General features: G+C 67.3%; 24 protein-coding genes and 1 tRNA gene. 14 read left to right on the top strand and 11 right to left on the bottom strand.

What is annotated here, in order from left to right; genetic code table 11:
* Window positions 1-190 precede the first annotated feature (190 nt).
* The 4 genes from ABIB58_RS03215 (at window position 191) to ABIB58_RS03230 (ending at window position 5,605) form a co-directional block, all read left to right on the top strand.
* Window positions 191-2,746, top strand: coding sequence for a TonB-dependent receptor plug domain-containing protein (locus ABIB58_RS03215; protein WP_354039068.1), 2,556 nt, complete (start codon window positions 191-193; stop codon window positions 2,744-2,746).
* A 198-nt stretch (window positions 2,747-2,944) separates the two neighbouring features.
* Entirely contained in the window at window positions 2,945-3,658 is a 714-nt protein-coding gene (gene gpmA / locus ABIB58_RS03220; RefSeq protein ID WP_017505936.1) for a 2,3-diphosphoglycerate-dependent phosphoglycerate mutase, read from the top strand.
* Window positions 3,655-4,284, top strand: a complete 630-nt coding sequence (locus tag ABIB58_RS03225) for a bifunctional diaminohydroxyphosphoribosylaminopyrimidine deaminase/5-amino-6-(5-phosphoribosylamino)uracil reductase RibD (RefSeq protein WP_017505935.1) — start codon at window positions 3,655-3,657, stop codon at window positions 4,282-4,284. Before gpmA ends, ABIB58_RS03225 begins: the two co-directional genes overlap by 4 nt.
* A gap of 52 nt (window positions 4,285-4,336) precedes the next feature.
* Window positions 4,337-5,605, top strand: a complete 1,269-nt coding sequence (locus ABIB58_RS03230) for a pentapeptide repeat-containing protein (protein WP_354039071.1) — start codon at window positions 4,337-4,339, stop codon at window positions 5,603-5,605.
* A 3-nt stretch (window positions 5,606-5,608) separates the two neighbouring features.
* On the opposite strand, the gene metK is transcribed toward ABIB58_RS03230, so the two are convergent.
* Complete coding sequence (gene metK / locus ABIB58_RS03235) at window positions 5,609-6,814, bottom strand: methionine adenosyltransferase (RefSeq protein WP_354039073.1); 1,206 nt, start codon at window positions 6,812-6,814, stop codon at window positions 5,609-5,611.
* 160 nt (window positions 6,815-6,974) lie between these two features.
* Here metK and ABIB58_RS03240 point away from each other — a divergent pair, with 160 nt between their 5' ends.
* The 4 genes from ABIB58_RS03240 to ABIB58_RS03255 are packed head-to-tail and all read left to right on the top strand — an operon-like array spanning window position 6,975 to window position 8,631.
* Entirely contained in the window at window positions 6,975-7,421 is a 447-nt protein-coding gene (locus ABIB58_RS03240) for a helix-turn-helix domain-containing protein (RefSeq protein WP_354039075.1), read from the top strand.
* A 27-nt stretch (window positions 7,422-7,448) separates the two neighbouring features.
* A complete protein-coding gene (locus ABIB58_RS03245) occupies window positions 7,449-7,787 on the top strand; it encodes a hypothetical protein (RefSeq protein WP_354039078.1) in 339 nt (112 codons plus the stop codon).
* 14 nt (window positions 7,788-7,801) lie between these two features.
* The gene (locus ABIB58_RS03250) at window positions 7,802-8,257 is read left to right on the top strand and encodes a hypothetical protein (RefSeq protein WP_045811545.1); all 456 of its coding nucleotides are present in this window, start codon (window positions 7,802-7,804) and stop codon (window positions 8,255-8,257) included.
* Window positions 8,258-8,262: 5 nt separating this feature from the next.
* Complete coding sequence (locus tag ABIB58_RS03255; protein WP_045811546.1) at window positions 8,263-8,631, top strand: hypothetical protein; 369 nt, start codon at window positions 8,263-8,265, stop codon at window positions 8,629-8,631.
* On the opposite strand, the gene ABIB58_RS03260 is transcribed toward ABIB58_RS03255, so the two are convergent.
* The 4 genes from ABIB58_RS03260 to hemC form a co-directional block, all read right to left on the bottom strand.
* Window positions 8,632-8,985, bottom strand: a complete 354-nt coding sequence (locus tag ABIB58_RS03260; protein ID WP_039246365.1) for a helix-turn-helix domain-containing protein — start codon at window positions 8,983-8,985, stop codon at window positions 8,632-8,634.
* 171 nt (window positions 8,986-9,156) lie between these two features.
* Window positions 9,157-9,232, bottom strand: a tRNA-Thr gene (locus ABIB58_RS03265).
* Between the two features lie 41 nt (window positions 9,233-9,273).
* Window positions 9,274-9,981 carry a uroporphyrinogen-III synthase gene (locus ABIB58_RS03270; protein ID WP_045811548.1) on the bottom strand — a complete coding sequence of 236 codons (708 nt, stop codon included), beginning with the start codon at window positions 9,979-9,981 and terminating at the stop codon, window positions 9,274-9,276.
* Complete coding sequence (gene hemC / locus ABIB58_RS03275) at window positions 9,978-10,943, bottom strand: hydroxymethylbilane synthase (protein ID WP_185224453.1); 966 nt, start codon at window positions 10,941-10,943, stop codon at window positions 9,978-9,980. Before hemC ends, ABIB58_RS03270 begins: the two co-directional genes overlap by 4 nt.
* A gap of 46 nt (window positions 10,944-10,989) precedes the next feature.
* On the opposite strand from hemC, the gene tsaD reads away from it, so the two are divergent.
* The 3 genes from tsaD to ABIB58_RS03290 are packed head-to-tail and all read left to right on the top strand — an operon-like array spanning window position 10,990 to window position 13,518.
* Complete coding sequence (tsaD, locus tag ABIB58_RS03280) at window positions 10,990-12,117, top strand: tRNA (adenosine(37)-N6)-threonylcarbamoyltransferase complex transferase subunit TsaD (RefSeq protein ID WP_045811595.1); 1,128 nt, start codon at window positions 10,990-10,992, stop codon at window positions 12,115-12,117.
* A gap of 26 nt (window positions 12,118-12,143) precedes the next feature.
* A complete protein-coding gene (locus ABIB58_RS03285) occupies window positions 12,144-13,142 on the top strand; it encodes an NAD(P)H-dependent glycerol-3-phosphate dehydrogenase (RefSeq protein ID WP_354039082.1) in 999 nt (332 codons plus the stop codon).
* Window positions 13,135-13,518, top strand: a complete 384-nt coding sequence (locus ABIB58_RS03290; RefSeq protein ID WP_045811551.1) for a Rieske (2Fe-2S) protein — start codon at window positions 13,135-13,137, stop codon at window positions 13,516-13,518. The genes ABIB58_RS03285 and ABIB58_RS03290 overlap by 8 nt, the downstream gene beginning before the upstream one ends.
* 6 nt (window positions 13,519-13,524) lie before the next feature.
* Here the strand turns inward: ABIB58_RS03290 and ppk2 are convergent, their stop codons facing one another.
* Window positions 13,525-14,274, bottom strand: a complete 750-nt coding sequence (gene ppk2 / locus ABIB58_RS03295; RefSeq protein ID WP_045811552.1) for a polyphosphate kinase 2 — start codon at window positions 14,272-14,274, stop codon at window positions 13,525-13,527.
* Between the two features lie 102 nt (window positions 14,275-14,376).
* On the opposite strand from ppk2, the gene ABIB58_RS03300 reads away from it, so the two are divergent.
* The gene (locus ABIB58_RS03300; RefSeq protein ID WP_045811553.1) at window positions 14,377-15,138 is read left to right on the top strand and encodes an extensin-like domain-containing protein; all 762 of its coding nucleotides are present in this window, start codon (window positions 14,377-14,379) and stop codon (window positions 15,136-15,138) included.
* Window positions 15,139-15,334: 196 nt separating this feature from the next.
* Window positions 15,335-15,538, top strand: a complete 204-nt coding sequence (locus ABIB58_RS03305; protein WP_017505920.1) for a cold-shock protein — start codon at window positions 15,335-15,337, stop codon at window positions 15,536-15,538.
* Between the two features lie 68 nt (window positions 15,539-15,606).
* Here the strand turns inward: ABIB58_RS03305 and ABIB58_RS03310 are convergent, their stop codons facing one another.
* Genes ABIB58_RS03310 through ABIB58_RS03320 form a run of 3 tightly spaced genes read right to left on the bottom strand, consistent with a single transcriptional unit; the run spans window position 15,607 to window position 19,331 of the window.
* Window positions 15,607-16,515, bottom strand: a complete 909-nt coding sequence (locus ABIB58_RS03310; RefSeq protein ID WP_045811554.1) for a DMT family transporter — start codon at window positions 16,513-16,515, stop codon at window positions 15,607-15,609.
* Window positions 16,516-16,572: 57 nt separating this feature from the next.
* Window positions 16,573-18,747, bottom strand: coding sequence for a histidine kinase dimerization/phosphoacceptor domain -containing protein (locus ABIB58_RS03315; RefSeq protein ID WP_045811555.1), 2,175 nt, complete (start codon window positions 18,745-18,747; stop codon window positions 16,573-16,575).
* Complete coding sequence (locus ABIB58_RS03320) at window positions 18,744-19,331, bottom strand: biliverdin-producing heme oxygenase (RefSeq protein ID WP_052689599.1); 588 nt, start codon at window positions 19,329-19,331, stop codon at window positions 18,744-18,746. Before ABIB58_RS03320 ends, ABIB58_RS03315 begins: the two co-directional genes overlap by 4 nt.
* A gap of 132 nt (window positions 19,332-19,463) precedes the next feature.
* Here ABIB58_RS03320 and ABIB58_RS03325 point away from each other — a divergent pair, with 132 nt between their 5' ends.
* Window positions 19,464-20,240, top strand: coding sequence for a transglutaminase-like domain-containing protein (locus tag ABIB58_RS03325; protein WP_039246235.1), 777 nt, complete (start codon window positions 19,464-19,466; stop codon window positions 20,238-20,240).
* A gap of 7 nt (window positions 20,241-20,247) precedes the next feature.
* Here ABIB58_RS03325 and ABIB58_RS03330 read toward each other — a convergent pair whose 3' ends face one another.
* Both ABIB58_RS03330 and rpmB read right to left on the bottom strand, forming a co-directional pair.
* Window positions 20,248-21,972: a M1 family metallopeptidase gene (locus ABIB58_RS03330; protein WP_354039087.1), complete on the bottom strand. Its 1,725-nt coding sequence runs from the start codon at window positions 21,970-21,972 to the stop codon at window positions 20,248-20,250.
* Window positions 21,973-22,081: 109 nt separating this feature from the next.
* Entirely contained in the window at window positions 22,082-22,378 is a 297-nt protein-coding gene (gene rpmB, locus ABIB58_RS03335; RefSeq protein ID WP_026108540.1) for a 50S ribosomal protein L28, read from the bottom strand.
* Window positions 22,379-22,554: the final 176 nt, after the last annotated feature.

A 22,554-nucleotide genomic window follows, 5' to 3' on the forward strand; every position in this document is an offset into this window, starting at 1 on the left:
GCGCCTTGCGCGCTATCATCCAAACGCAACCCAACAGGCTTTAACGCGCTTTAGCGGACTTTCCGTCGCAGGTTTTTGCGTTGTGTCGAAAGAGTGCAACGCTTTCACTTTGTTCATGAATTGTGTCGTTTTACGGCCATGTTTGTCCCGTCCTGACAAGGGCTGAAATCATCTCCCGGATCGTCGTTCCATGACCCAGACCGCGCTTCTCCTGCTTGCGCTGGCCCCCGCCGCCGGTGTCGTCCAGCCTGTTCAGGCCCAAACCAATGCGGCCCAGCCGCTAGAAGCCCAGGCGCAGGTCCAGCAGGAGGAGCCGACGGTCGTTCTGCCGGACGTAGAGGTGACGGCGGCGCGGCGCGGGGTGGCCCTGGGCGGGCAGGAACCGATCGTCTCTTACGACACCGCCCAGATCCAGGCGTTCGGCGCGACCAACATCGGCGAACTGATCACCCTGCTGGAGGCCCAAACCCGCAGCGCGCGCGGCGGGTCTCCGGTCTTCCTGGTCAATGGACGCCGCATCTCGGGCTTCCGCGAAATCCGCGGCATTCCGCCCGAGGCCATCGAACGGTTCGACGTTCTGCCTGAAGAGACCGCGTTGTCCTATGGCTACAGCGCCAATCAGCGGGTGGTGAACATCGTGCTGAAGGCGGACTTCAAGTCCCTGACCGCCTCGGTCAACGTCAGCCGACCTGAGCAGGGTGGTCGCACGACCACCGCCAGCGAGAACAATATCCTGCGCATCGCCGGCTCGGACCGCTGGTCGGTCGATATCAACGGCACGACCTCCAACACCCTGTTCGAGACCGAGCGCGACATCGACCGCAGCACGACAGCCGGCGGCGACAGCGAACTGGCCAACGCCTATCGCACCCTGCTGCCCAAGACGGACGAACTGTCGGTGTCGGGCACCTACAAGCACGACCTGAACGACAAGGTCGGCATGACGCTGAGCGGCAGCGTGGAGGACTCCAACAGCTTCAGCTATCAGGGCCTGCCCAATGTTCAGCTGACCGTGCCGGGGACCAATCCGTTCTCGCCGACCGGCCAGGACGCGACCCTGTTCAGCTATCTGGACCTGCCCGGCGCCCTGACGCGCAAGACCGATACGCGCACCGCCGAACTGGGCACGGTGTTCGACGGCTATGTCGGTGACTGGCGCTGGACGGCGACGGGGGAATACAGCCGCGTCGAGACCGACACCACGACGGGGCGAGGCGTGAACGCGACGGCGTTGCGGGCTTTGATCGCAGGCGATCTGACGGTCAATCCTTTCGGCGACCTGACCGACCGGGCCATCGTCAATCCGCGCGACACCGCCAACTCTGTGGCCCAGACGGCGACGGCGGAACTGGTGTTGAACGGGCGTCCCTATGAACTGCCGGCCGGCGACATCACCTCGACCTTCAAGGTCGGGGCCGGTTATCAGTCGCTGGATTCCGAGAGCCTGCGGTTCTCCGAGAGCCTGGGTTCAAGTGTCGCCGTGGATCGGTCGCAGTCGCGCAACTCGGGCAGCGTCCAGGCCAACTTCGATCTGCCGATCTCCAACGTCGAGCGCGGCGTCCTGCCCAAGATCGGCGATCTGTCGGCCAATCTGAACTTGGCCTATCAGGAGCTGTCCGACTTCGGCGGCGTGTCCTCGGTCGGGGCCGGGCTGAACTGGTCGCCGGTCGAGCGGCTGTCCTTCTCGGCCAACTATTCCGACGAGGGCAAGGCTCCAACGGTCCAGCAGTTGAACGACCCGACGGTATCGACGCCGAATACGCCGGTCTTCGACTTCCGCACCGGCCAGACCGTCGAGATCAACCGGATCACCGGCGGCGATCCCAATCTGCAGGCCGAGGATCGGCGCATCCTGAAGCTGGGCATGAACTGGCAGCCTGTGTCGAACAAGGATTTCCGCCTGAACCTGGCCTACACCCGCACCGAGGCGGACAACGAAATCTCCAGCTTCCCGGCCATCACGCCCGACCTGGAAGCGGCCCTGCCGGATCGGTTCGTTCGCGATGCGGACGGCAATCTGGTGTCCATCGACGCCCGTCCGCTGAACTTCTTCAAGCGCGAGCAGCAGGACGTTCAATGGGGCTTCAACTTCTCGCGCCCGTTCGGCAAGCCGAACCCGGCGGCTGCGAGCGGCCGTGGTCCGGGCGGACGCGGCGGTCCGGGCGGCGGCGGAATGATGATGATGGGCGGACCGGGCGGCCCCGGCGGCCCCGGCGGCGGACGGATGCGCGGGGGACGTGGATCGGGAATGCAGCCCGGCCAAGGCATCTTCAACCTGTCGCTGACCCACACCTGGCGCGTCCAGGACGAGGTCACCATCCGCGACGGTCTGGCGCCGCTGGATCTGCTGGACGGCGATTCCATCTCCGGCTCGGGCGGTCAGTCGCGCCACGAGGTCCAGCTTCAGACCGGGCTCTCCCGAAACGGCGTGGGCGCCTTCGTCAACGCCAACTGGCGCTCGGGCACGACGGTCAATGGCGACGCGCTGGGGTCGCCCGATCTGGACTTCTCGGGCCGGACCACCGTCAATCTGTTCGCCTTCGCCGACCTGACCCAACGTACGTCATGGGTCGAGCGCTTCCCGTTCCTGAAGGGCACGCGGATCGGCTTCGGCGTTCAGAACATCTTCGACGACCGCGTCTCAGTGACCAGCAGCGACGGTCAGACGCCGGTCAACTATCAGCGCGACTATCTGGACCCGCAGGGGCGCGTCTTCCGCATCAATCTGCGCAAGATCCTCTTTTAAGGATCAGGGCCAGACGGTCGCCAGGGCGATCATCACGACGGCGGCGGCGAGCGCCAGGGGAAAGAAAAGACGGTCGGACATCGATCCGACCGTTACCCCGACCTGCGCGGCGCCACAAGCGATGGCGCGGCCCGCGAGCCTTGACCGACTTCGGAGGGCGTCCTACCCCGAGAGGCCCTATTTCGAAGGACCGACCGAATGCCGCGCCTGATCCTGCTCCGCCACGGCCAGAGCCAGTGGAACCTCGAGAACCGCTTCACCGGCTGGGTCGATGTCGATCTGACGGCGGAGGGGGAGGCCCAGGCGCGTCGCGGCGGGGAACTGATCGCCGAGGCCGGGTTCAAGCCGGCGGTGATGTTCACCTCGGTCCTGACGCGCGCCCAGCGCACCGGCGCCCTGGCGTTGCAGTCGGCGGGCCTGACCGATGTGCCGGTGATCGAGGACTGGCGGCTGAACGAGCGCCACTATGGCGGTCTGACGGGTCTGAACAAGGCCGAGACGGCCCAGAAGCACGGCGAGGACCAGGTCAAGATCTGGCGCCGCAGCTATGACGTGCCGCCGCCCCCTCTGGCGCCCGGCGGCGAGTTCGATTTCAACGCCGATCCCCGCTACGCCGGCAAGGCCATTCCCGATACCGAAAGCCTGAAGACCACCCTGGACCGGGTGAAGCCCTATTGGGACGCCGAGATCGCGCCGCGCCTGAAGGCGGGCGAGGACGTGCTGATCGCCGCCCACGGCAACTCCCTGCGCGCCATCGTCAAACTGCTGTTCAACGTGCCGGACGATCAGATCGTCGGCGTCGAAATCCCCACCGGCAATCCGCTGGAGATCGATCTGGACGCGGATCTGAAGCCCACCGCCGCCCGCTACCTCGACGCCGCTCGCGCCGAGACATTGCCGACCGCATCATGAGCTGGAGCGAAGCCGACCAGGCCTTCATGGCCCAGGCGATCGCCCTGGCGACCGGCCGCATGGGCGAGACCTGGCCCAATCCGGCGGTCGGCTGCGTCATCGTCAAGGACGGCCGGGTCATCGCCCAGGCCGCCACCGCGCCGGGCGGTCGTCCTCATGCCGAGGAGCAGGCCGTGCCCGCCGCCGGCGCGGATGTCGTGGGCTCGACCGTCTATGTCACGCTGGAACCGTGCGGCGCGCGGTCGTCGGGCCGCAAGTCCTGCGCCCACTTCCTGACCGAGGCGGGCGTGGCGCGGGTCGTGATCGCCTGTATGGATCCGTCGCCGTTTGCGGCCGGGCGCGGCACCGAGCGGCTGCGCGCGCAAGGGCTGACGGTCGAGACCGGCCTGATGTGCGAAGAGGGCGCGGCCCTGTGCGAAGGCTTCCTGCACCGACTGGAAACCGGTCGCCCGATGGTGCGCATCAGCGAGGACGGCTCGGGCTTCGACGGCCGGTTCGTCGCCTCGCCCAAGGCCGATCTGGTCACCGAACTGAAGCGACTGGGCGAAGCGGGCTACACGCGCCTGTGGACCGGGCCGGGGGAACTGGCCGAGGCCCTTCAGGCCCAGGGGCTGCTGACCGTCTGAGGCGGCTTCGCCGTTCAAAGGTTTCTTAAGTCAGGGCGCGTAATGTGCCCTGATGGCCCTCGCCGCTGAACCCCTCGTGAGAAAGCGCCTGACGCAGGCGGAGCTGGACGTCATCTGCGCCCGGCACGATCGGCTGTTCCAGGCCCGACCCGGCGGCGCGCGCGCCGTCTTCGCCTGGATGGACCTTTCAGGGCTCAGCCTGAAAGGCCGCAATCTGGCCGACGCCGATTTCGCCGCCGCCTGTCTGGAAGGCTGCGACCTGACCGGGGCCAAGCTGGACAACGCCAACTTCTTCGGCGCGGACATGCAGGACGTGATCCTGGCCGAGGCCAGCCTGCGCCGCTCCGACCTGCGCGGCGCCTGCCTGCGCGGGGCGGACCTGTCGGGGGCCGATCTGTTCGAGGCCGATCTGCGCGAAGGCACCATCGCCGCCGCCGACGCCAGACTGGGCTTCAAGGTCATCGAACCGCGCCACCGCGACGAGACCGTGGCCAGCGGCGCCTGCCTGGCCGGCGCCAATCTTCAACGCTCCAAGATGGCCGGCGTCATCGCCGTGAAGGCCGACTTCTCCGGCGCGGTGATGAAGGACTGCAAGCTGGTGCGGGCCAATTTGAAACAGGCGGATTTCCGCGGGGCCGACCTGGCCGGCGCCGATCTGTCAGGGGCCGACCTGTCGGGCGCGGACCTGCGCGACGCGATCCTGGTGGGCTGCAAGACGACCATGTGGCGCGCCGACGGCGCCGACATGCAGGGCGCCCTGACCGACAACAAGTCGTCCTGCGAGTCCGTGGACAAGATGCCCGCCGCCGAGATGCTGCGCGAACATGCGCGCTGGTGCGAGACCGGCGGCGCGGAGGGGCAGCCGTCGGTCTTCAACGGCGTCGACCTGCGTCCGCTGAAATCGATCACGGGCCTGAACCTGACCGCCCTGTCGGCCAAGGGCGCGGTCTTCTACGGCCTCGATATGGAGGGGGTGCAGTTGCAGGGCGCCCAGCTCGACAACGCCGATTTGCGATCGGCCAAACTGCGGCGCGCCGACCTGCGCGGGGCGCGCCTGCGGGGCGCGCGACTGAGCGGAGCGGACATGCGCGAGGCGCAGCTGGGGCCGCTTCTGATCGCCGCCGACCGGCTGATGCCTGCCGATCTGACGGGCGCCGTGCTCCGCGGCGCGGACCTGTCGGGCGCCGACCTGAGGCGCGCCGTCCTGGCCGGCGCCGATCTGGGCCGTGCAACGCTGCACGGCGCCCAGACCCGTCAGGCCGACCTGACCGACGCCAATCTGGCGGGTGTTCGCGGCCTGACCATCGATCAGGCCGCCTGAAGCCTAGGCCAAGGCCTTGAGCTGATCGACCAGATCGGTCTTTTCCCAGCTGAAACCGCCGTCCGCGTCCGGCTCGCGGCCGAAATGGCCATAGGCGGTCGTGCGGGCGTAGATGGGCTTGTTCAGGCCCAGGTGCTGGCGGATCGCACGCGGCGTGGCGCCGCCGATCAGGTCCAGAATCTTGTCTTCCAACGCCGCTTCGGAAATCTTGCCGGTGCCGTGCAGATCGACGTGGATCGATTGGGGCTTGGCCACGCCGATGGCGTAGGAGATCTGGATGGTGCAGCGATCGGCCAGACCGGCGGCGACCACGTTCTTGGCCAGATAGCGGCAGGCGTAGGCGGCCGAGCGGTCCACCTTCGTCGGATCCTTGCCCGAGAAGGCGCCGCCGCCGTGAGGCGCCGCGCCGCCGTAGGTATCGACGATGATCTTGCGGCCGGTCAGGCCGGCGTCGCCGTCGGGTCCGCCGATCTCGAAGATGCCGGTCGGGTTGATGTGCCAGACGGTGTTCTCGTCGGTGAAGCCTTCCGGCAATACTTCGAGAATGTAGGGTTTGACGATCTCGGCGACCTGCTCGGAGCTCAGCCCCTTGGCGTGCTGGGTCGACAGGACGATCGAGGTGGCGCGGACCGGCTTGCCGTCCTCGTATTCGATCGTGACCTGGCTCTTGGCGTCGGGCTCCAACTGCGAGCCGCCGGCGTGGCGAACCTCGGCCAGGCGCTTCAGGATGTTGTGGCTGTACTGCAGGGTGGCCGGCATCAGCTCGGGCGTCTCGTTCGACGCATAGCCGAACATGATGCCCTGATCGCCCGCGCCCTCGTCCTTCTCATTGGTCGAGTCGACGCCGACGGCGATGTCGGCCGACTGGGCGTGCAGGAAGCAGGCGTAGTCCGCCGTCTCCCAGTGGAAGCCCTCCTGCTCATAGCCGATGTCCTTCACCGCGGCGCGGACCAGCGGTTCCAAGCTGTCGATGATGTTCTGGGTGAAGGCCTCGTTCTGTTCTTTGGTGTTGCCCGGCTGGGTGGCGCGGACCTCGCCGGCCAGCACGATGCGCTGGGTCGTCACCAGGGTTTCGCACGCCACGCGCGCCTCGGGATCTTTGGCCAGGAAGGCGTCCACGACGGTGTCCGAGATGCGGTCCGCGACCTTGTCGGGGTGGCCTTCGGAAACGCTTTCCGAGGTGAAGAGGAAGGAAGAACGAGCGGCCAAGAGAGGCTCCTGTCAGTGTCAGACCGACAGGCATATAAAGATATGCTTATATGTTCAAGTGATCTGACACGGCGCACAGCCCGCAGAAACTGCTTCGCGGCGTAAGCATATCGGCTGACTCCCCCTCATTTTAGGGTAAACAGGCTTCAAAGGGGTCCCCATGCCAGATGGCCTGACGACGAGAGAAAGCGAATGCGTCCGACTGGCCGGCCAAGGTCTGGAGGACAAGGAAATCGCTGCGCGCCTGCGCATCTCGCCGCGCACGGTCGGCAACCACCTGCATCGCGCCTACGCCAAGCTTGGCGTTTCGGACCGCAAACTGGCGGCACGGCGACTGAGTATTGGCTACTCAGAGGCGTCAATACTCATTCCCGACACCGGCACCCATACGCTCAATGATCCCACGTCGGCCGAACAGTCGGGCGATGCGGTTTCCGACCCAACGACATCCTGGTTTCTGCCTGCGCCTCCTCGGGGCGCTCTGGCGAGAGTGGGGATCATCGTCGCCGGGGCCGCCATCGCCCTTCTGTTCGCCATCGGGATCGTGACGGCGGGCATGGTGGTTCCATCCCTTTTCGACCGGCTTGCTCCCGCTGAAATGCGCTGACTAAACGGCTTGAAGGAAGGTGAGCCAATGAAGAACATGCACGTCGGCGTCCGCGTGGCGCGGCAGGTCAGAACCGCAGAACACGCCGTCGATCAGGCGATGATCGAAATCAGCCGCTTGGTTCAGACCGCGTTGGAAGGTCGGGTCGAGGCGCGCCTGGCGGCGGAAGTCGGACAGGAGGCGCTGGCCAATATGGTGCGCGGCCTAAACCAACTGGCCGAGGTTCGTGGCGCCGTCATCGCCAGTCACTCCGAACTGGCCCAGGTCGCCGACGACCATCAGGTCGGCTGGCATATGGACGGCGCGCACGAAGACAAGACGGTCAAACCCACTGGGTTCGCCCCGGTTCTCGCCGTCGCCGCTTGATCGCGGCCGTCGGAATGGGGTCGCCGCTGTCCTTGTTTCTGATGTGCCTGACCTACGGCGTCATGGCCCTTCTGCTTTGGAAGGGTCGTATGCCGGAGCGGATCGCCCTGGTCGCACTGGTCGTCCTCAACTGGGGCACGCCATTGGTCGATCACCTGTTCATCGGGCATTTCCGGTGGGGGGTGGCGATCCTGTCGGTGTCCATGTTCTGTCTGCTGGTCGGTCTGGCGCTCCGTTACGACCGATGGTGGCTGCTTCTCGCCGCCGGCGCCCAGCTCATCGCGGTTTCGACCCATCTGGCCGGCATCGCCGGTTCCGACGCCCTGCTGTGGTCGATCGTATCGACCCGAATGGTCGTCTGGTTCGAGCTCCTTCTCCTCGCCCTCTTGGGCGTCTGGGAGGCCCAATGCGCCCCCTACGCCCGTCCCAAATCAGCGCCCGCATCGATCCGGGCGCTACAGAAAGTCTGAATGTCATGAATATCCAAACCGCCCCCGCCTTCATGCCGCTTTTCCGCTCGTGGCTGGAAACGGCCAATCTGGCGAAACAGGTCGGATCGTCATCGCTGTCCGCCAGCGGCGAGAACCTTCTTGTCGAACTGGATCTGACGCCGATGGAAGCGGCGGAAACCACGCTTCTCGATCACGCCCCGACCTCGGCCGTCGAGGCGGTCTGCATGATCGAGATCATCCGCCAGAGCCTGTCCGACGCCGGCCGTTCGGACGGACGCGATGCGCGCGCACTGGACGCCATCCAGTCATGGTTGGCAGGCGCGGCTCTCGACGGAGCCGACCATCGCGACGAGGTTGAGCAGTTGCTGAAAAGCGCCAGCAACCGGGCCTGATCAGCCGCGCAGGCCCTTGGCCACGGTCAGAAGGGCGTCGCGTTGAGCGGCGTCCTTGATGCCGCGGAAGGCCGCCAGCAGTTCGGCGACGCCGGGTGCGGCCAGGGCCAGCTCGTCGCCCTCGGCCGTTTCAAGTTCGCCCAACAGGGCTGCGCCGGTCGATTTCAGCACTGAGGCGATCTGCAGCAGACGGGCGGCCGAGACGCGGTTCACGCCCCGCTCGTACTTCTGGATCTGCTGGAAGGTCACGCCTGCGCCGGCGGCCAGTTGCGCCTGGGTGATACGCAGTTCCTCACGACGGGTGCGGATGCGTCCGCCGATGGCGATGTCTACGGGATCAACTGCGTCGTTCATGTCGGCCTGCGGGCATAGATAATGCGGCGCCATGGCCCCAAAACACCGATCCCGTCAAGCCAAAGCTGCTCAGCTAGGGATTGCTACGTGCGCTATAGCTGACGATTCAACCTTGAGGATATATTTCGGCGCTTCATGCGCCGCCTCCCGCGCGAATCGCGCTCGGAGAAGTGGTGCCGCTTAGGTGACTCGAACACCTGACCCCATCATTACGAATGATGTGCTCTACCGGCTGAGCTAAAGCGGCCCGGTTGCGACGGACGAAGCTGTCCGCGCGAGACGGGCTCTTTATACGGCCGGATCGCGCTTGCCAAGCGCCGCGTTCAAGATCGTGAGCAATGCGGTCTCGTCGGGCGATTTTGCCACAACGGGCGTCAGGCCGTGCGTGACGAACGGGGCTGCGGCGGCGGGAGAGATGCAGGCGAGGACCGCGTGCACCAGGACGTCGTGACTACGTTTGGCGAGGGCGTGCCCGGCGCGGGGGGAGTGGATCAGAACGGCGTCGAGCGGCGCGGGCGCTTCGGCTGACGTTTCGATGGCGCGATACACCGTCAGCGACTGGATCGACACGTTGCGGGCGCCGGCGGCGGCGAGGGCGGCGGTGAAATCGCCGGCGGGGGTTTCGGCTTGGGGGACCAGGACGGCGGCGTCGGCGATGGCGCCGGCGATCAGACGGGCGAGGGCGTGCAGGTCGCCGGAAGCGGAGCGAACATCGGCGAAGCCCGCATCGTGGGCGGCCTGGGCGGTCGCATCGCCTACGGCGAGGACCTGCAGGTCGCGGCGGGGCGTGAGGGCGGCGAAGGCGACGACGCCGTTGATGCTGGTGAAGGCCAGGGCGGCGAACGGCGCCAGATCGGGAACCGGCGGGGTCAGGTGTTCGATCGCCAGCAGGGGCGCGACGATCGGCTCGAACCCCATGTCGCGCAGGCGGGCGGCGGTGCGTGCGGCGCCCGGTTGGGCGCGGGTGATCCAGACGCGGGGTGACGTGAGGCTCATCCGTCCACGGTCGCGGGATCGACTTCCTGATCGCCGGCCGAGGCGTGGACCTCTCCGCCCAGGCGTTGGCCCAGTGCGCGCGCGTCGGCTTCGGTCGGTTGGAAAAGGTCGCCGACGCGGCGCCAGCGGGCGGAGCCGTCCGGGCTGAGCATTTCGGTGGTCAGATGCAGGGTGTCGTGTTCGATGCGGGCGTAGGCGCCGACGGCAGTGCGGCACGATCCTTCCAGCGCCGTCATGGCCCCGCGCTCGGCGGCGATGCACAAGGCAGTCTCGGGGTGATTCAGGGCGGCGACCCATTGGGTGCTCAGGGGCGCGTCGATGTCGGCGGCGCGCGTTTGGATCGCCAGGGCGCCCTGGCCCGGCGCGGGCAGGAAGCTGTCCAGCGACAGCTTCTCGCGGATATGGGCGGTGACGCCCAGGCGCGTCATGCCCGAGACGGCCAGAAGGATGGCGTCGAAATCGCCATCGGCCGCGCGACGTAGCCGGGTGTCGATGTTTCCGCGCAGCATTTCGACCTTCAGGTCGGGCCGCAGGGCCAGCGCCTGGGCCTGGCGACGCAGGCTGGCGGTGCCAAGGCGCGCGCCGAAGGGCAGGGCGTCGAAACTGTCGAAATCGCGGCTGATGAAGGCGTCGCGGGCGTCCTCGCGTTCGGGAATGGCGGCGATGCACAGTCCGTCGGGCTGTTCGGCGGGGACGTCCTTCATCGAATGGATGGCGATGTCGATCCGGCCGGCCAGCAGGGCCTCCTCGATCTCCTTGGTGAACAGCGCCTTGCCGCCGACCTCCAGCAGGCGGCGATCCTGGATGCGGTCGCCGGTGGTGACGATCTCGACCAAAGGAACGGCGGTCTCGATCTCGGCCTCGGGCACGTTCAGGGCGCGGCCGATGGCGCGCTGCATCATGCCGGATTGGGCGAGCGCCAGCTTGGAGCGTCGGGTGCCGATGCGGAGAGGAAAGGTCATGAGCGTTGCGCACCGGTCGCCGGGTCGCTACCTCGACCCGATGGAAATGTCCGCCGACTATAGCAGCGGCGCCAAGTCAGCAACTGGACGGGATGTCCGGCCGCTGACGGTGCTGGGCCTGGAGACCAGTTGCGACGAGACCGCCGCCTCGGTCGTGCGCCTGACGGGTGGTCGGGCGGAGGTGCTGTCCTCGGTCGTTCACAGCCAGATCGACGATCATGCGGCCTATGGCGGCGTGGTGCCCGAAATCGCGGCGCGCAGCCACGTCGAGATGATCGCCGAGGTCACCCGCCGCGCGATGGCCGAGGCCGATCTGGGCTATGACGGGCTGGACGGGATTGCGGCGACGGCCGGGCCGGGTCTGGTCGGCGGGGTTATGGTGGGGCTCAGCTTCGGCAAGGCGGCGGCGCTGGCGCGCGGCCTCCCGCTAGTGGCGGTCAACCATCTTGAAGGCCACGCGGTGTCGGCCCGGCTGGGTGCGGAGGTGGCCTATCCTTTCCTGCTGCTGCTGGTGTCCGGCGGCCATTGCCAGCTTCTGGAGGTGCGCGGCGTCGGCGACATGAGCCGGATCGGGGCCACCATCGACGACGCGGCCGGCGAGGCCTTCGACAAGATCGCCAAGGCCTTGGGCCTGGGTTATCCGGGCGGCCCGGCGCTGGAGCGGCTGGCCATGCAGGGCGACGGGTCCAGGATCGATCTGCCGCGCGCCCTTCTGGGCCGCAAGGATTGCGACTTCTCGTTCTCGGGGCTGAAGACGGCGGCCTTCCGCATCGCCCAGACCTGCGAGACCGAACAGGACAAGGCGGACCTGGCCGATGCGGTGCAAAACGCTATCGCGCGCCAACTGTCGGATCGGTCGGAACGGGCGCTGGCGGCCTATGCGGAGACGCATGACCACCGTCTGTTCGTGGTGGCTGGCGGGGTTGCGGCCAACAAGACCATCCGCGCGACCTTGCAGGCGACGGCGGCGAAACACGGCTTCGACTTCCTGGCGCCGCCGATGGCCTATTGCACCGACAATGCGGCGATGATCGCCCTGGCCGGGGCGGAACGGCTGGCGTTGGGCCTGACCAGCGACATTGACGTCGTCGCCCGGCCGCGATGGCCGCTGGACGAAGCGCGCGCCCTGTCCGATCCTTCGCACAAGCCGGGCCGTAAAGGCGCCAAGGCGTGAACGGTAAACAAGCCTCGGGAGGGCGTATGGAATTCCGCACGGCAGGGGTCATCGGCGCGGGCGCCTGGGGCACGGCTCTGGCGCAGGTGTGCGTTCGGGCTGGCCTGGACACGACCTTGCAGGCGCGCGAGCAGCAGTTGGTCAAGACAATGCGGGCGACGCGGGCCAACGACCTGTATCTGCCCGGCGTGCCGCTGGCCGACGAACTGAAATTCACCGCCGATCTGGCCGATCTGGGCGACTGCGACGTGATCCTGGCCGTGCCGCCGGCCCAGCACATGCGCGCGACGCTGACGGCGTTTGCGCCCCACTATCGCGCCGGCGTGCCGGTGGTGCTTTGCTCCAAGGGGGTCGAGCGCGGCACGATGAAGCTGATGACCGAGGTGCTGGCCGAGACCCTGCCGGACGCTCCCGCCGCAGTCCTCTCCGGCCCCAGTTTCGCGGGCGAGGTGTCGCGCGGCCTGCCGACCGCCGTGACCCTGGCCTGTGCCGATCAGACGCTGGGAGAGGCCTTGCTGAACACCCTGTCGGCGCCGGGCTTCCGGCCCTATCTGGCGACCGATCTGGTGGGGGCCGAGGCGGGCGGCGCGCTGAAGAACGTGCTGGCCATCGCCTGCGGCATCTCCGAGGGGCGTCAGTTGGGCCGCAGCGCCCATGCCGCTCTGATCACGCGCGGCTTTGCGGAAATGACTCGCCTCGCCGTCGCCATGGGCGGGCAGGCGGAGACGGTGGCGGGCCTGTGCGGCCTGGGCGACCTCGTCCTGACCTGCTCCAGCCCCCAGTCGCGCAACATGAGCCTGGGTCTGGCCCTGGGGCAGGGACAGACGGTCGAACAGGCTCTGGCCGGCAAACGATCGGTGGCGGAAGGCTATGAGAGCGCGCCGGCGGTTCGCGAACTGGCCGCGCGTCTGGGCGTGGAAATCCCGATCTCCGAAGGCGTCGCCGCTCTCCTTGCCGGCGAGATCGGTGTCGATGGTCTGATCGACGGCCTGCTGTCGCGCCCGCTGAAGGCCGAACGTGTCTGAAGCCGCCGAAGCGCCAGGTGAGCGCAAACGGGTCTGGAAGACGCCGCCGGGCGTGGCCCTGTGCGCCGAGGGCGACATCGCCGATCCGGGCTCGCGCGGCTTCGTGCTGCAGATCGGCGAGGCCTTCTTCCACGGCTTCGTGGTCAGGAAGGACGGTCAGGTCGCGGGTTGGGTCGATCGCTGCCCGCATGCGGGCTTTCCGATCGCGATGGAGATCGACCGGTATCTGACGCCGGACGGCGCGCTGATCCTGTGCGGCTGGCATGGGGCGGTGTTCGAACCGCTGACCGGCGAATGCAAGGGCGGCCCCTGCGCGGGCGGGCGGCTGACGCCCTGGCCGGTGACGGCCTCTGGCGGGATCGTCAGAACGGCCTGAGGCGCTTCAGCGCGCCAGTCTGCCTTTGGCCTTTTCGGCGCTGAACACGACGTCGGGATCCGGTTTCTTGATGTCGATGCTGGTGTGGCTCAGCACCGACAGGATGTAGCGGCCGATGTTCAGCCGCGCCGTCTTCTTGTCGTCAGTGGCGACGACGGTCCAGGGCGCATAGTCGCGGTCGGTCTCGTCCAGCATCCGGTCGCGGGCGTCGGAATAGGCGTCGAACCGCGCCTCGGCCTCGGCGTCCAGCGACGACAGCTTGAACTTCTTCAACGGATCCTCGCGACGTTCCTTCAGCCGCTTGGCCTGCTCCTTGCGCGAGATGTCCAGCCAGATCTTGATCAGGATGATCCCGTCGTCGGTCAGCATCCGCTCGAAGCGCGGGGCGTCGGTCATGAACTGGGCGTACTGTTCGGGCGTGCAATAGCCCATGACCGGCTCGACCCCGGCGCGGTTGTACCAGGACCGGTTGAAGATCACCGTCTCGCCCGCCGCCGGCAGGTGCGGGACATAGCGCTGGAAATACCACTGGCTGGTTTCGCGGTCGCTGGGCTTGGGCAGGGCGATGACGCGGGTCTGGCGCGGCGACATATGTTCGGTCAGGCGCTTGATCGCGCCGTCCTTGCCGGCGGTGTCGCGCCCCTCCAGCACGATGACCACGCGCGAGCCATGCTCGATGCTCCAGGCCTGGGTCTGGACGATGGCCAGCTGGATCTGCTCCAGCTCGGCGTCATAGGTGTCGGATTTCTTTCCCATGGAAAGAGAGTGGGCCGAGGGCCGGCAGAGAGCAAGGGCGAGGGAGCCGACTGCGAAGCTGGGCGTTAAGGCGCCGGGCCCGTCCGGCCTGCGAGGGGCCGAATGAAGCGCGATGTGGCGGACATGTGGAATCTGGTGTGGGAACTGGCGCTGCTGGTCTGCGCCGGCTTCGCCTTGCTGAACGCCTTTGCGCCGCCCCAGGACCTGCCGTGGAAGCCGCTGGATCTGGATCGCCCACTGGGCCGCGCGACCACCGCAAAGGTCGCCGCCTTCGACGTGCCGACCGCCGCCACGCCCGAAGCAGTCGAGGGCGCGACCGAGGCCTGTATGCAGGCGCTGCGCAATGCGGGGGTTCGGGTCGAACGCGCGCCCGACCGCGACGACGGCGGCTTCTGCGTGGTGCGCGGGGCGGTGCGGATCACGGGCGGCGAGGTGACGCCTCTGGCGCCGGCCGATGTCGTCATGCAGTGCCCGCTAGCGGTCCGCTATGTCATCTGGGATCGACAGGTGCTGCGCCCGGCCTCGCGCGACATTCTGGGCTCGGCGCCCGCGCGGGTCGACAACTACGGGACCTATTCGTGCCGCCGCATCTACGGCTCACAGGACGAGGCGGAGCGGCCCAGCGAACACGCCAAGGCCAATGCGCTGGATGTCGCAGCGGTGACCTTGAAGGACGGCCGGACCGTCAGCGTGCTGAACGACTGGCGCGGCGACGGGCCGGCGGGCGAGTCGGGCGGCCGCTTCCTGCACGCCCTGCGCGACGGGGCCTGCCAGCTGTTTTCAACGGTCCTGACGCCCGATTACAACGCCGCCCACGCCAACCATCTGCACATCGACGGGGCCGCGCGGGGCCTGTGTCGTTAAGCCTGAATGCGTCTGGTGCGACTCGCTTTGCTGTTGACCGTCTGGAAAAGCCGGGTGACAACATCGCTGCAGTCCGGATTTCGCGTGGGGTCCAAACCCGCGTTTCGCTCCTTCGCCTGAACGAGCTGTCCAGATGGATTGTCGGGTCACCTCGTGAGGGATCCGCCTGGAAAAGCGCGTTTACGGAGACGCAGACATGGCGACCGGCACGGTCAAGTGGTTCAACCCCACCAAGGGCTACGGCTTCATCCAGCCCGATAGCGGCGGCTCCGACGTGTTCGTTCACGTCACCGCCGTTCAGAAGGCCGGACTTCAGGGCCTCGATGAGAACGCCAAGGTCGAATACGAGCTGGAAAACCAGCGCGGCAAGACTTCGGCGATCGACCTCAAGGTTCTTTAAGTCGATCCAGCCTTCAAGGCTTAGAGGCGGGCGCGGGAGTTTCTCCCGCGCCCGTTTTGTTTTTTGGGCTACCGCGCTTCGCGCTGCTTGAGCCCGTCGGGCTTCGCCCTCTGTGACCGCTGCGCCAGGACGATGGCGCCCAGCACCAGGGCGCCGCCCAGGGCCTGGATCGGCGTCAGGGTCTCGCCGAAGATCCACCAGCCCAGCAGGCCCGCGACGACCGGCTGGATCAGGATGGTCACGGCCGTGACCGAGGCCGGAAGCTTGCCCAGCGCCCAGGCCACGCCGCCTTGTCCGAAGACGTGCATCACGCCCATGGCCACGCAGGCGGCCCAGCCGGCCGGTCCGGCGGGTATGACAGCCTCGCCCAGCGCCAGGGCGACAATCAGCAGCAGGGGCGCGCCCAGCAGCGTCGCCCAGAAGGTCACCCGCATCGCGCCGGCCGTGCGTCGCGCCGCCTGAACCGCCAGGAAATAGCCCGAGTACCAGACCGCCACCGACAGGGAGAACACGTCGCCCAGCATCGGATTGGTCCCCTGTCCGCCGTCCGCGCCCGCCGCCATGGCGAAGGCGCCGCCCATGGCCAAGGCCAGGGCCAGGATGAACAGCCGGTGCGGCCGCTCCTTCAGGACGAACCAGCCGAACAGGGTCACGACAACCGGCGTCAGGTTGCACAGCACCGTCGCGTTTGCGACCGAAGTCATGACGATGCCGTAGTGCCAGAAGCTGAGGTCCAGGGCGAAGAATAGGCCCGCCAGCAGCGCCCATTTTGACGGCGCGCCAACGCCGCCCGGCTCGCGCGCCGCCAGGATCGTCAGCAGGGGTAAGGCGAACAGGAACCGCCAGAACCCCGCCGCCGCCGGCCCCGTCTCGGTCAACCGCACCAGAATGGGCGCCAGGCCCAGCACGCTGGCGGCGATCAGCAGAACGATCAGCGCGAAGGCGCGCGAGGAGGGGCGAAAGGCCAGGGCGGACATGGCCCGGCTCTTACGACGCCCTGCGACCTGACGCCACAGGCGCCGTTGGCTCTGACCTCAAACGAGCGGGTCGATGCGCGCCCGCAGCACGACGCTGAGGCCCGGCGCGCGATCGCGATAGTCGATCGTCCCGTCCAACTGACCGACCAGGCTCTTGATCATCATCGAGCCGAACCCCTTGCCGGCCAGATGCCCGCCAGCGCCCTCGTCCTCCACCGTCATGCGGAAGAAGGCGCCGTCTTCTTCGAACCGAATGCAGAGCGGGCCGGGCTTGCCGCCATAGGCGTATTTCTGGGCGTTGATGATCAGTTCGGTCAGGATCAGGCCGATGGTGATGGCGCGGCCCGGCTCGATGCAGACGGGATCCAGGTCCGTCTCCAGGGCCGCAACCCAGTCGGGCCCCATGCTGGAGCCCAGATCGCCGATCAACTCGCCGATATAGCGGCTCATGTCGATGGTCGTGACCTGGTCGCTCAGATAGAGCCGACTGTGGACGGCGGACACGGCGCGCACGCGACGGCGCGCCTCGTTCAGCGCCATCGCGGCCGATCCGCCCGCCTGTTCTCGCGCCTGAAGGCCCAGGAAGCTGGACACCAGCGTCAGGCTGTTCTGAACCCGGTGGTTTACCTCGCGGATCAGATATTGCTGCTGCTCCAGCCGCAGATCGCGCTCGGACAGGCGGTCCTGCAGGGATCGGTTCAGCCGGCGGATCTGATGGACGGCGGCATAGTCGGCCAGGGCGTCCCTCAGCCGCGCGGCGGACTCGACGGCGGCCGGACCCCAGCGGTGCGCGCGGCCCGAGACTGTGTCCGACCAGCTTTCGAACGAGGCGCGCGGCGTCAGAATGGCGTTGGGGCCCGTCTTCTCCGCCGTCGCGGGATTGCCGGCCCAGCGCACCGTCTCCAGCACCTCCGAGCGGAACCACAGCAGCGACACCGGCTGATCGAGAGGTAGGGTGACGGCCAGCAGCCCGCTGGCGTGCGTTTTCCACGCCTCGGCGGCCGGCAGGATCGAGGACAGGTGATGCGACGAGACGGGGCGCAGGCCCGGCCGTCCCGCGACCCAGGCGGCGATGGCGCGTACGCCATCTTCGGGCGGCGTATAGCCGAAGGTCTGGATGTCGCCCTCGCTGACGATGGCCAGACCGTCCGCGCTGGTCAGCTGCATCAGGGCGTCGGCTTTTTCGCCCAGCGCCTCTCGCATCGGCCGGTCCGGCGACAGCCGCGACAGCAGTTCGTCCTCCATCCGACGCAGGCGCGTACGCTCGCGATAGAGATCGGCGTCGCTCCTGGATTTCAGCTGTCGCGCCAGATTGCGGGCCAGAGCCGTGCAGCCCACGCGCAACTCATAGGGCAGCAGTTTGGGCGAGGCGTTGTGGCAGGCCACCAGCCCCCACAGGGCGTCATCGACGATGATCGACACGGACGCCGAGGCCCGAACGTCCATATTGCGCAGATATTGCAGATGGATCGGCGACACCGAGCGCAGGCCGCTGTCACTCATGTCCAGCGGCGCCTCGCCGGGCGCAATGGGGCGCAGGGGCTGGGGCGTGTAACGGCTATCGGGAATGACCCGCACCGGGTTGCGCAGATAAAGGGCGCGCGCCTGCTGGGGGATATCGGTGGCGGGGAAATGGTGATTTAGGAAGGAGCCGGAGCCATCGGCGCGGCTTTCGGCGACGACCTGACCCGCCTCGTCGTCTTGGAAGCGATAGATCATCACCCGGTCGAAACCGGTCAGGCGACGGAAGGCGTCCGCCGCCCGCTCGCACACCGTCTGGATCGTCACCGCCCGTTCCAGCGCGGCGCCGGCGGCGTCCAGACTGGCGATCAGATCGACGCCGAGCCGAGCCTGCTGCGAGCTCTGCTCGACCTCGATGATCATCAGATCGTTGATCGCGCCGGCGGTCGTGCCGGGCGCGCGGTGCACCACGACGTCGTATTCCAGACGATTGGTCGCGCGCCAGCGACAGGCGAAGCCGGCCTCCTGATGCGCGGCCATGGCGCGCACGGCCCGGTCGGCGACATCGCCGAGCACGTCGGCGACGGTGCGGTCGATCCAGACCTTGGGGCCGGTCAGTTCCTCGATCGCGCCCGCCCCCTGCCGGATGGTCAGGGATTGCAGATCCAGCACCAGCATGAAGCCGTGCGGCTGGATCGATTGAGGAATATGGATCGGCTCGCGATCACACTCGTTCAGCGCGGTGTCGGCCAGGTCGAGCGTCTCGGTCATGCCGCGACCTCCTGCGGCTGGGGGTGCAAGGTGCGGTGGGCGAAGGCGAAACCGTCGATGCCGCCCTTCACCACCTGATCGATCGTGACAAGGCCGCTAGCGCAGGCCCGGTCCAGCAAATCCATGAAGGCGCGCCAGCGTGCGCCGGTCTCTTCGCCATAGGGATCCAGAAAGCCGAGGCCCTCCAGATCGCGACCCTCGGCGGCCAGCCGCCGTCGTATGATCCGACCGCCCAGCATCGATCCTTCAGCCACATAGACCCATCCCAGGGCTTCGCCGGCCGAGGCGGGCGCAGCCGGACGCGCGGGCGAGGGAATGCGCTGGCCCAGTATGGTCAGGTCCTGGGCGATCCCATGCGCGCGTGATCGCGGTTCGAAATCGGCGTCCAGTTCAGCGTTCAACGCCGCCACCAGCGGATGGCTGAGCGGCTCCAGTCCGGCATGGAAGCGGTGAAACGCCGCCACGGTCGCCGCCCGCGTGGCGGGGTCCGACAGACGCGGCTCGATCCCGGCCTGGACTTCCAGGGTTTCGTGGGCTGAGGCGGTGGCTTCCCGAAGAGCGAGAAGGGCAGGGGAAGCGATCATGGGGCTCAGATTAACACACTGTCTTGTCTTGTCGATTTGCACAGGCCAGAAGGCGCGGACCACCACGGAACGGCCCAGACCGCGTGGCGTTCACCAGCGACCTTCTCATCTCCCTCTGATCGGCGGATTTTCATGAAACTGCGCGTCCGCGCCGAACTCGTCTATCGTTTCGATCCGCCGACGGACGCCATCTACAAGATCCAGGTCGCGCATTGGCCGGGCCAGGACATCCTGGAAGAGACCCTGACCTTCGACCCGCCGGTTGATTTTCACGAGGACGAGGACATCGATTTCGGCGCCCGCACACTGCGCTGCCACGTCGAGGGCGAGGTCAAGCTGACCTATGAGGCGGTGGTCGAGAACGGCGTGTTGAAGGGCCTGCCGCCCAGCGTATCCCAGCATGACTGGGGCGAGTTGCCCGCCGAGGTCCTGCCCTATCTCCAGCCCAGCCGCTATTGTCCGTCGGACCAGTTCGGCCGCTTCGTGACGCGCGAGTTCGGCGACACGGCGGGCGGCGCGCGCGTGCTGGCGATCCTGAACTGGATCACCGAGAACGTCGATTACGAGCACGGCGTGTCGGACACCGAAACCACGGCGGCGCGCACCTTCATCGACCGGGCCGGCGTGTGCCGCGACTTCACTCATTTGGGCATGACGCTATGCCGGGCTTCGGGCATTCCTGCGCGCGCGGTCAGCGCCTTCGCTCACCAACTCAGCCCGCCCGACTTCCACGCTATCTTCGAGGTCTGGCTGGACAACGGCTGGTGGCTGGTCGATCCGACGGGCCTGGCGCCGGTCGAGGGTCTGGTGCGGATCGCCTGCGGGCGCGATGCGGCGGACATCGCCTTCCTGACGACCCAGGAGCGCTGTCAGATGGTGCGCCAGTCGGTGACGGTGGCCGAGGCCTGACCGGCCGCTACTTCGCCTTCTGCGTCGCCTTGTAGGCCTGAAGCGCGTCGATCACGTCCATCTGGCGCAGCACCTTGTTCTGCGGATCGATCAGGACATGGGCGCCGGCCGGAACCGCGATCTGGCCGCGCCCGCCCGTCATGGCCACGGTCTGAACGCGCCCGTCGATCTCGACCTCCAGCGGCATGGGGAAGACGCCGCCGTCGCCCGTCGTCCACTCCAGCTTCAGCCCATCGCCGTCGCGCGTCTGGGTCAGCACCGGCAGGGCGGCGTTGTAGAGATAGCCGCGGAAAAACCAGCCATAGTCCTGGCCCGTGATGTCATTGATGATCGCGACGAAGTCGCCGGTGGACCGGTACAGCGGCGCGAAATTGCCCGGCCGGGGGTCAGGCCGGCCATAGACCAAGCGGGTGACCGCCTGATGGAAGGCGGCGTCGCCGATCAGCATCCGCAGCGAATGGCTGATCAGCGAGCCCTTGTTGTAAATGTCGAGACCCGGTCCGACGTCGCCCTTGTAGACCTCGTCCTCGGTCTTGGGTATGCCTGAGACGACGGGATATGTGTTGATCAGCCCCTCGCGCTGATTGGCCAGTTCCCGGTGCATGTAGCGGTCGCCCAGCAACCAGCGCGCATAGAGCGGCTGCATATAGCTGCCCAATCCTTCGTGCAGCCACATGTCGTCGGCGTTCTGGTTGGTCAGCTGGTTGCCGAACCATTCGTGGGCGAACTCGTGCTGCAACAGCCAGTCATAGCCCCGGCCGTCGATCTTGTAGCCGTTGCCGTAGGCGTTGATCGTCTGGTGCTCCATGCCCAGGTGCGGGGTCTCGACCACCCCCATCTTCTCATCGCCAAAAGGGAAGGGGCCGACGGTGGCTTCGAAGAAGTCCAGCATCTTGGGGAACTGAGCGAACAGGCCCTGGACCTGTTCGGGTGTGTCCGATTTCAGATGCCAGTAGCGCATGGGGATCGTGTTGCCGAACCGGCTGGCGTACTCACCCGACACCTCTTCATAGGGCCCGACGTTCAGCGCGATGGCGTAGGTGTTGGGCGATTTCGCCGACCAGTTCCAGGTGGTCCAGCCGTCGCCGTGATCGACCTTGCCTAGGAAGCGGCCGTTGGACGGCGCAGACAGGGCGGACGGCACGGTGATGTGCAGGTCGACCCGGCCCGGCTCGCCATGCGGGCTGTCGATGCAGGGCCAGAAGATGTCGCAGCCCTCGCCCTGAACCGCCGTGGCGATCCATGGCTCGCCCGACGGCGCGGTGGACCAGACGAAGCCGCCGTCCCACGGCGCGCGGGGCGCCACCCGCGGCCGGCCGGCATAGGCGACGCGCAGGGAAACCGACCGGCCCATGGCCAGGGTCTCGGGCAGTTGTACCGTCAGCCGGCCCTCAGGGTTGGACCAGCGATCGACGGCGACTTCGACCCCGTCGATCTGGACCGAGGAAATGTTCAGCAGCGTGTCCAGTTCGACGACCAGAGCGGTCAGGGGCGCCTTCGCGGTGAAGTCCAGCACGGCGACCGCGTCGATGGCCTTGTCGTCGGGCAGGACCTTGATCGACAAATCGGCCTTGTCGAACTGCATCGCCTGCTGTTCCGGCGTCAGCGGCTGATCGGTGGCCAGGGTGAAGGCGGTCGATTCGCGTGGCGTCGGCGCCGGCTGGGCGACGGTGGCGCAGGCCGACAGCGTCAGGGCGCTGGCTGCGGCCAAAAGCAAGATCTTGATGCGCATGAAGCCGTCCCTTTCTGAGGCGACAGGCTAGCGCGGGCGGGCAATGGCGCAAAGAAAAAGGCCGGTGTTTCCACCGGCCTCTTCCAGAACTCTATGTCGCGGTCGCCGATCAGGCGGCGGCTTGTTCGGCCAGCTTGGCGCGAATCTGGCGCTTGATGCGCTGAGCGGCGATCGACAGCTGCTCGTCGCGAGCCTTGACGATGAAGACGTCCAGGCCGCCCTTGTAGTCCAGGGTGCGCAGCGCGGCGTTCGAGATGCGCAGGCTGAACGTCTGGCCCAGGGCTTCCGACGTGACCTTGACCGTCTTCAGCGACGGCAGGAAGCGGCGCTTGGTCTTGATGTTCGAGTGGCTCACGTTGTGGCCGACCATGGGGCCGATACCGGTGAGTTCGCAACGACGCGACATCGTCAGATCCTTAAGGTGCGGCGTCCAGCCCGAGCGTGGGAGAGGACGCATGAAACAGTTGCGCGCGGGAACCAGCCCGCGCGAGAGGGGGCCGTATAAGGGAAGAGGCGGTTCGGCGTCAAGCCGAGTCTGGACCCATCGTCCCGCGCCTCGTTCAGCCGTCATTCAAATGCCGC

It is taken from the genome of Brevundimonas sp. UYEF29 (assembly GCF_040546195.1).
GTDB lineage: Bacteria > Pseudomonadota > Alphaproteobacteria > Caulobacterales > Caulobacteraceae > Brevundimonas > Brevundimonas huaxiensis.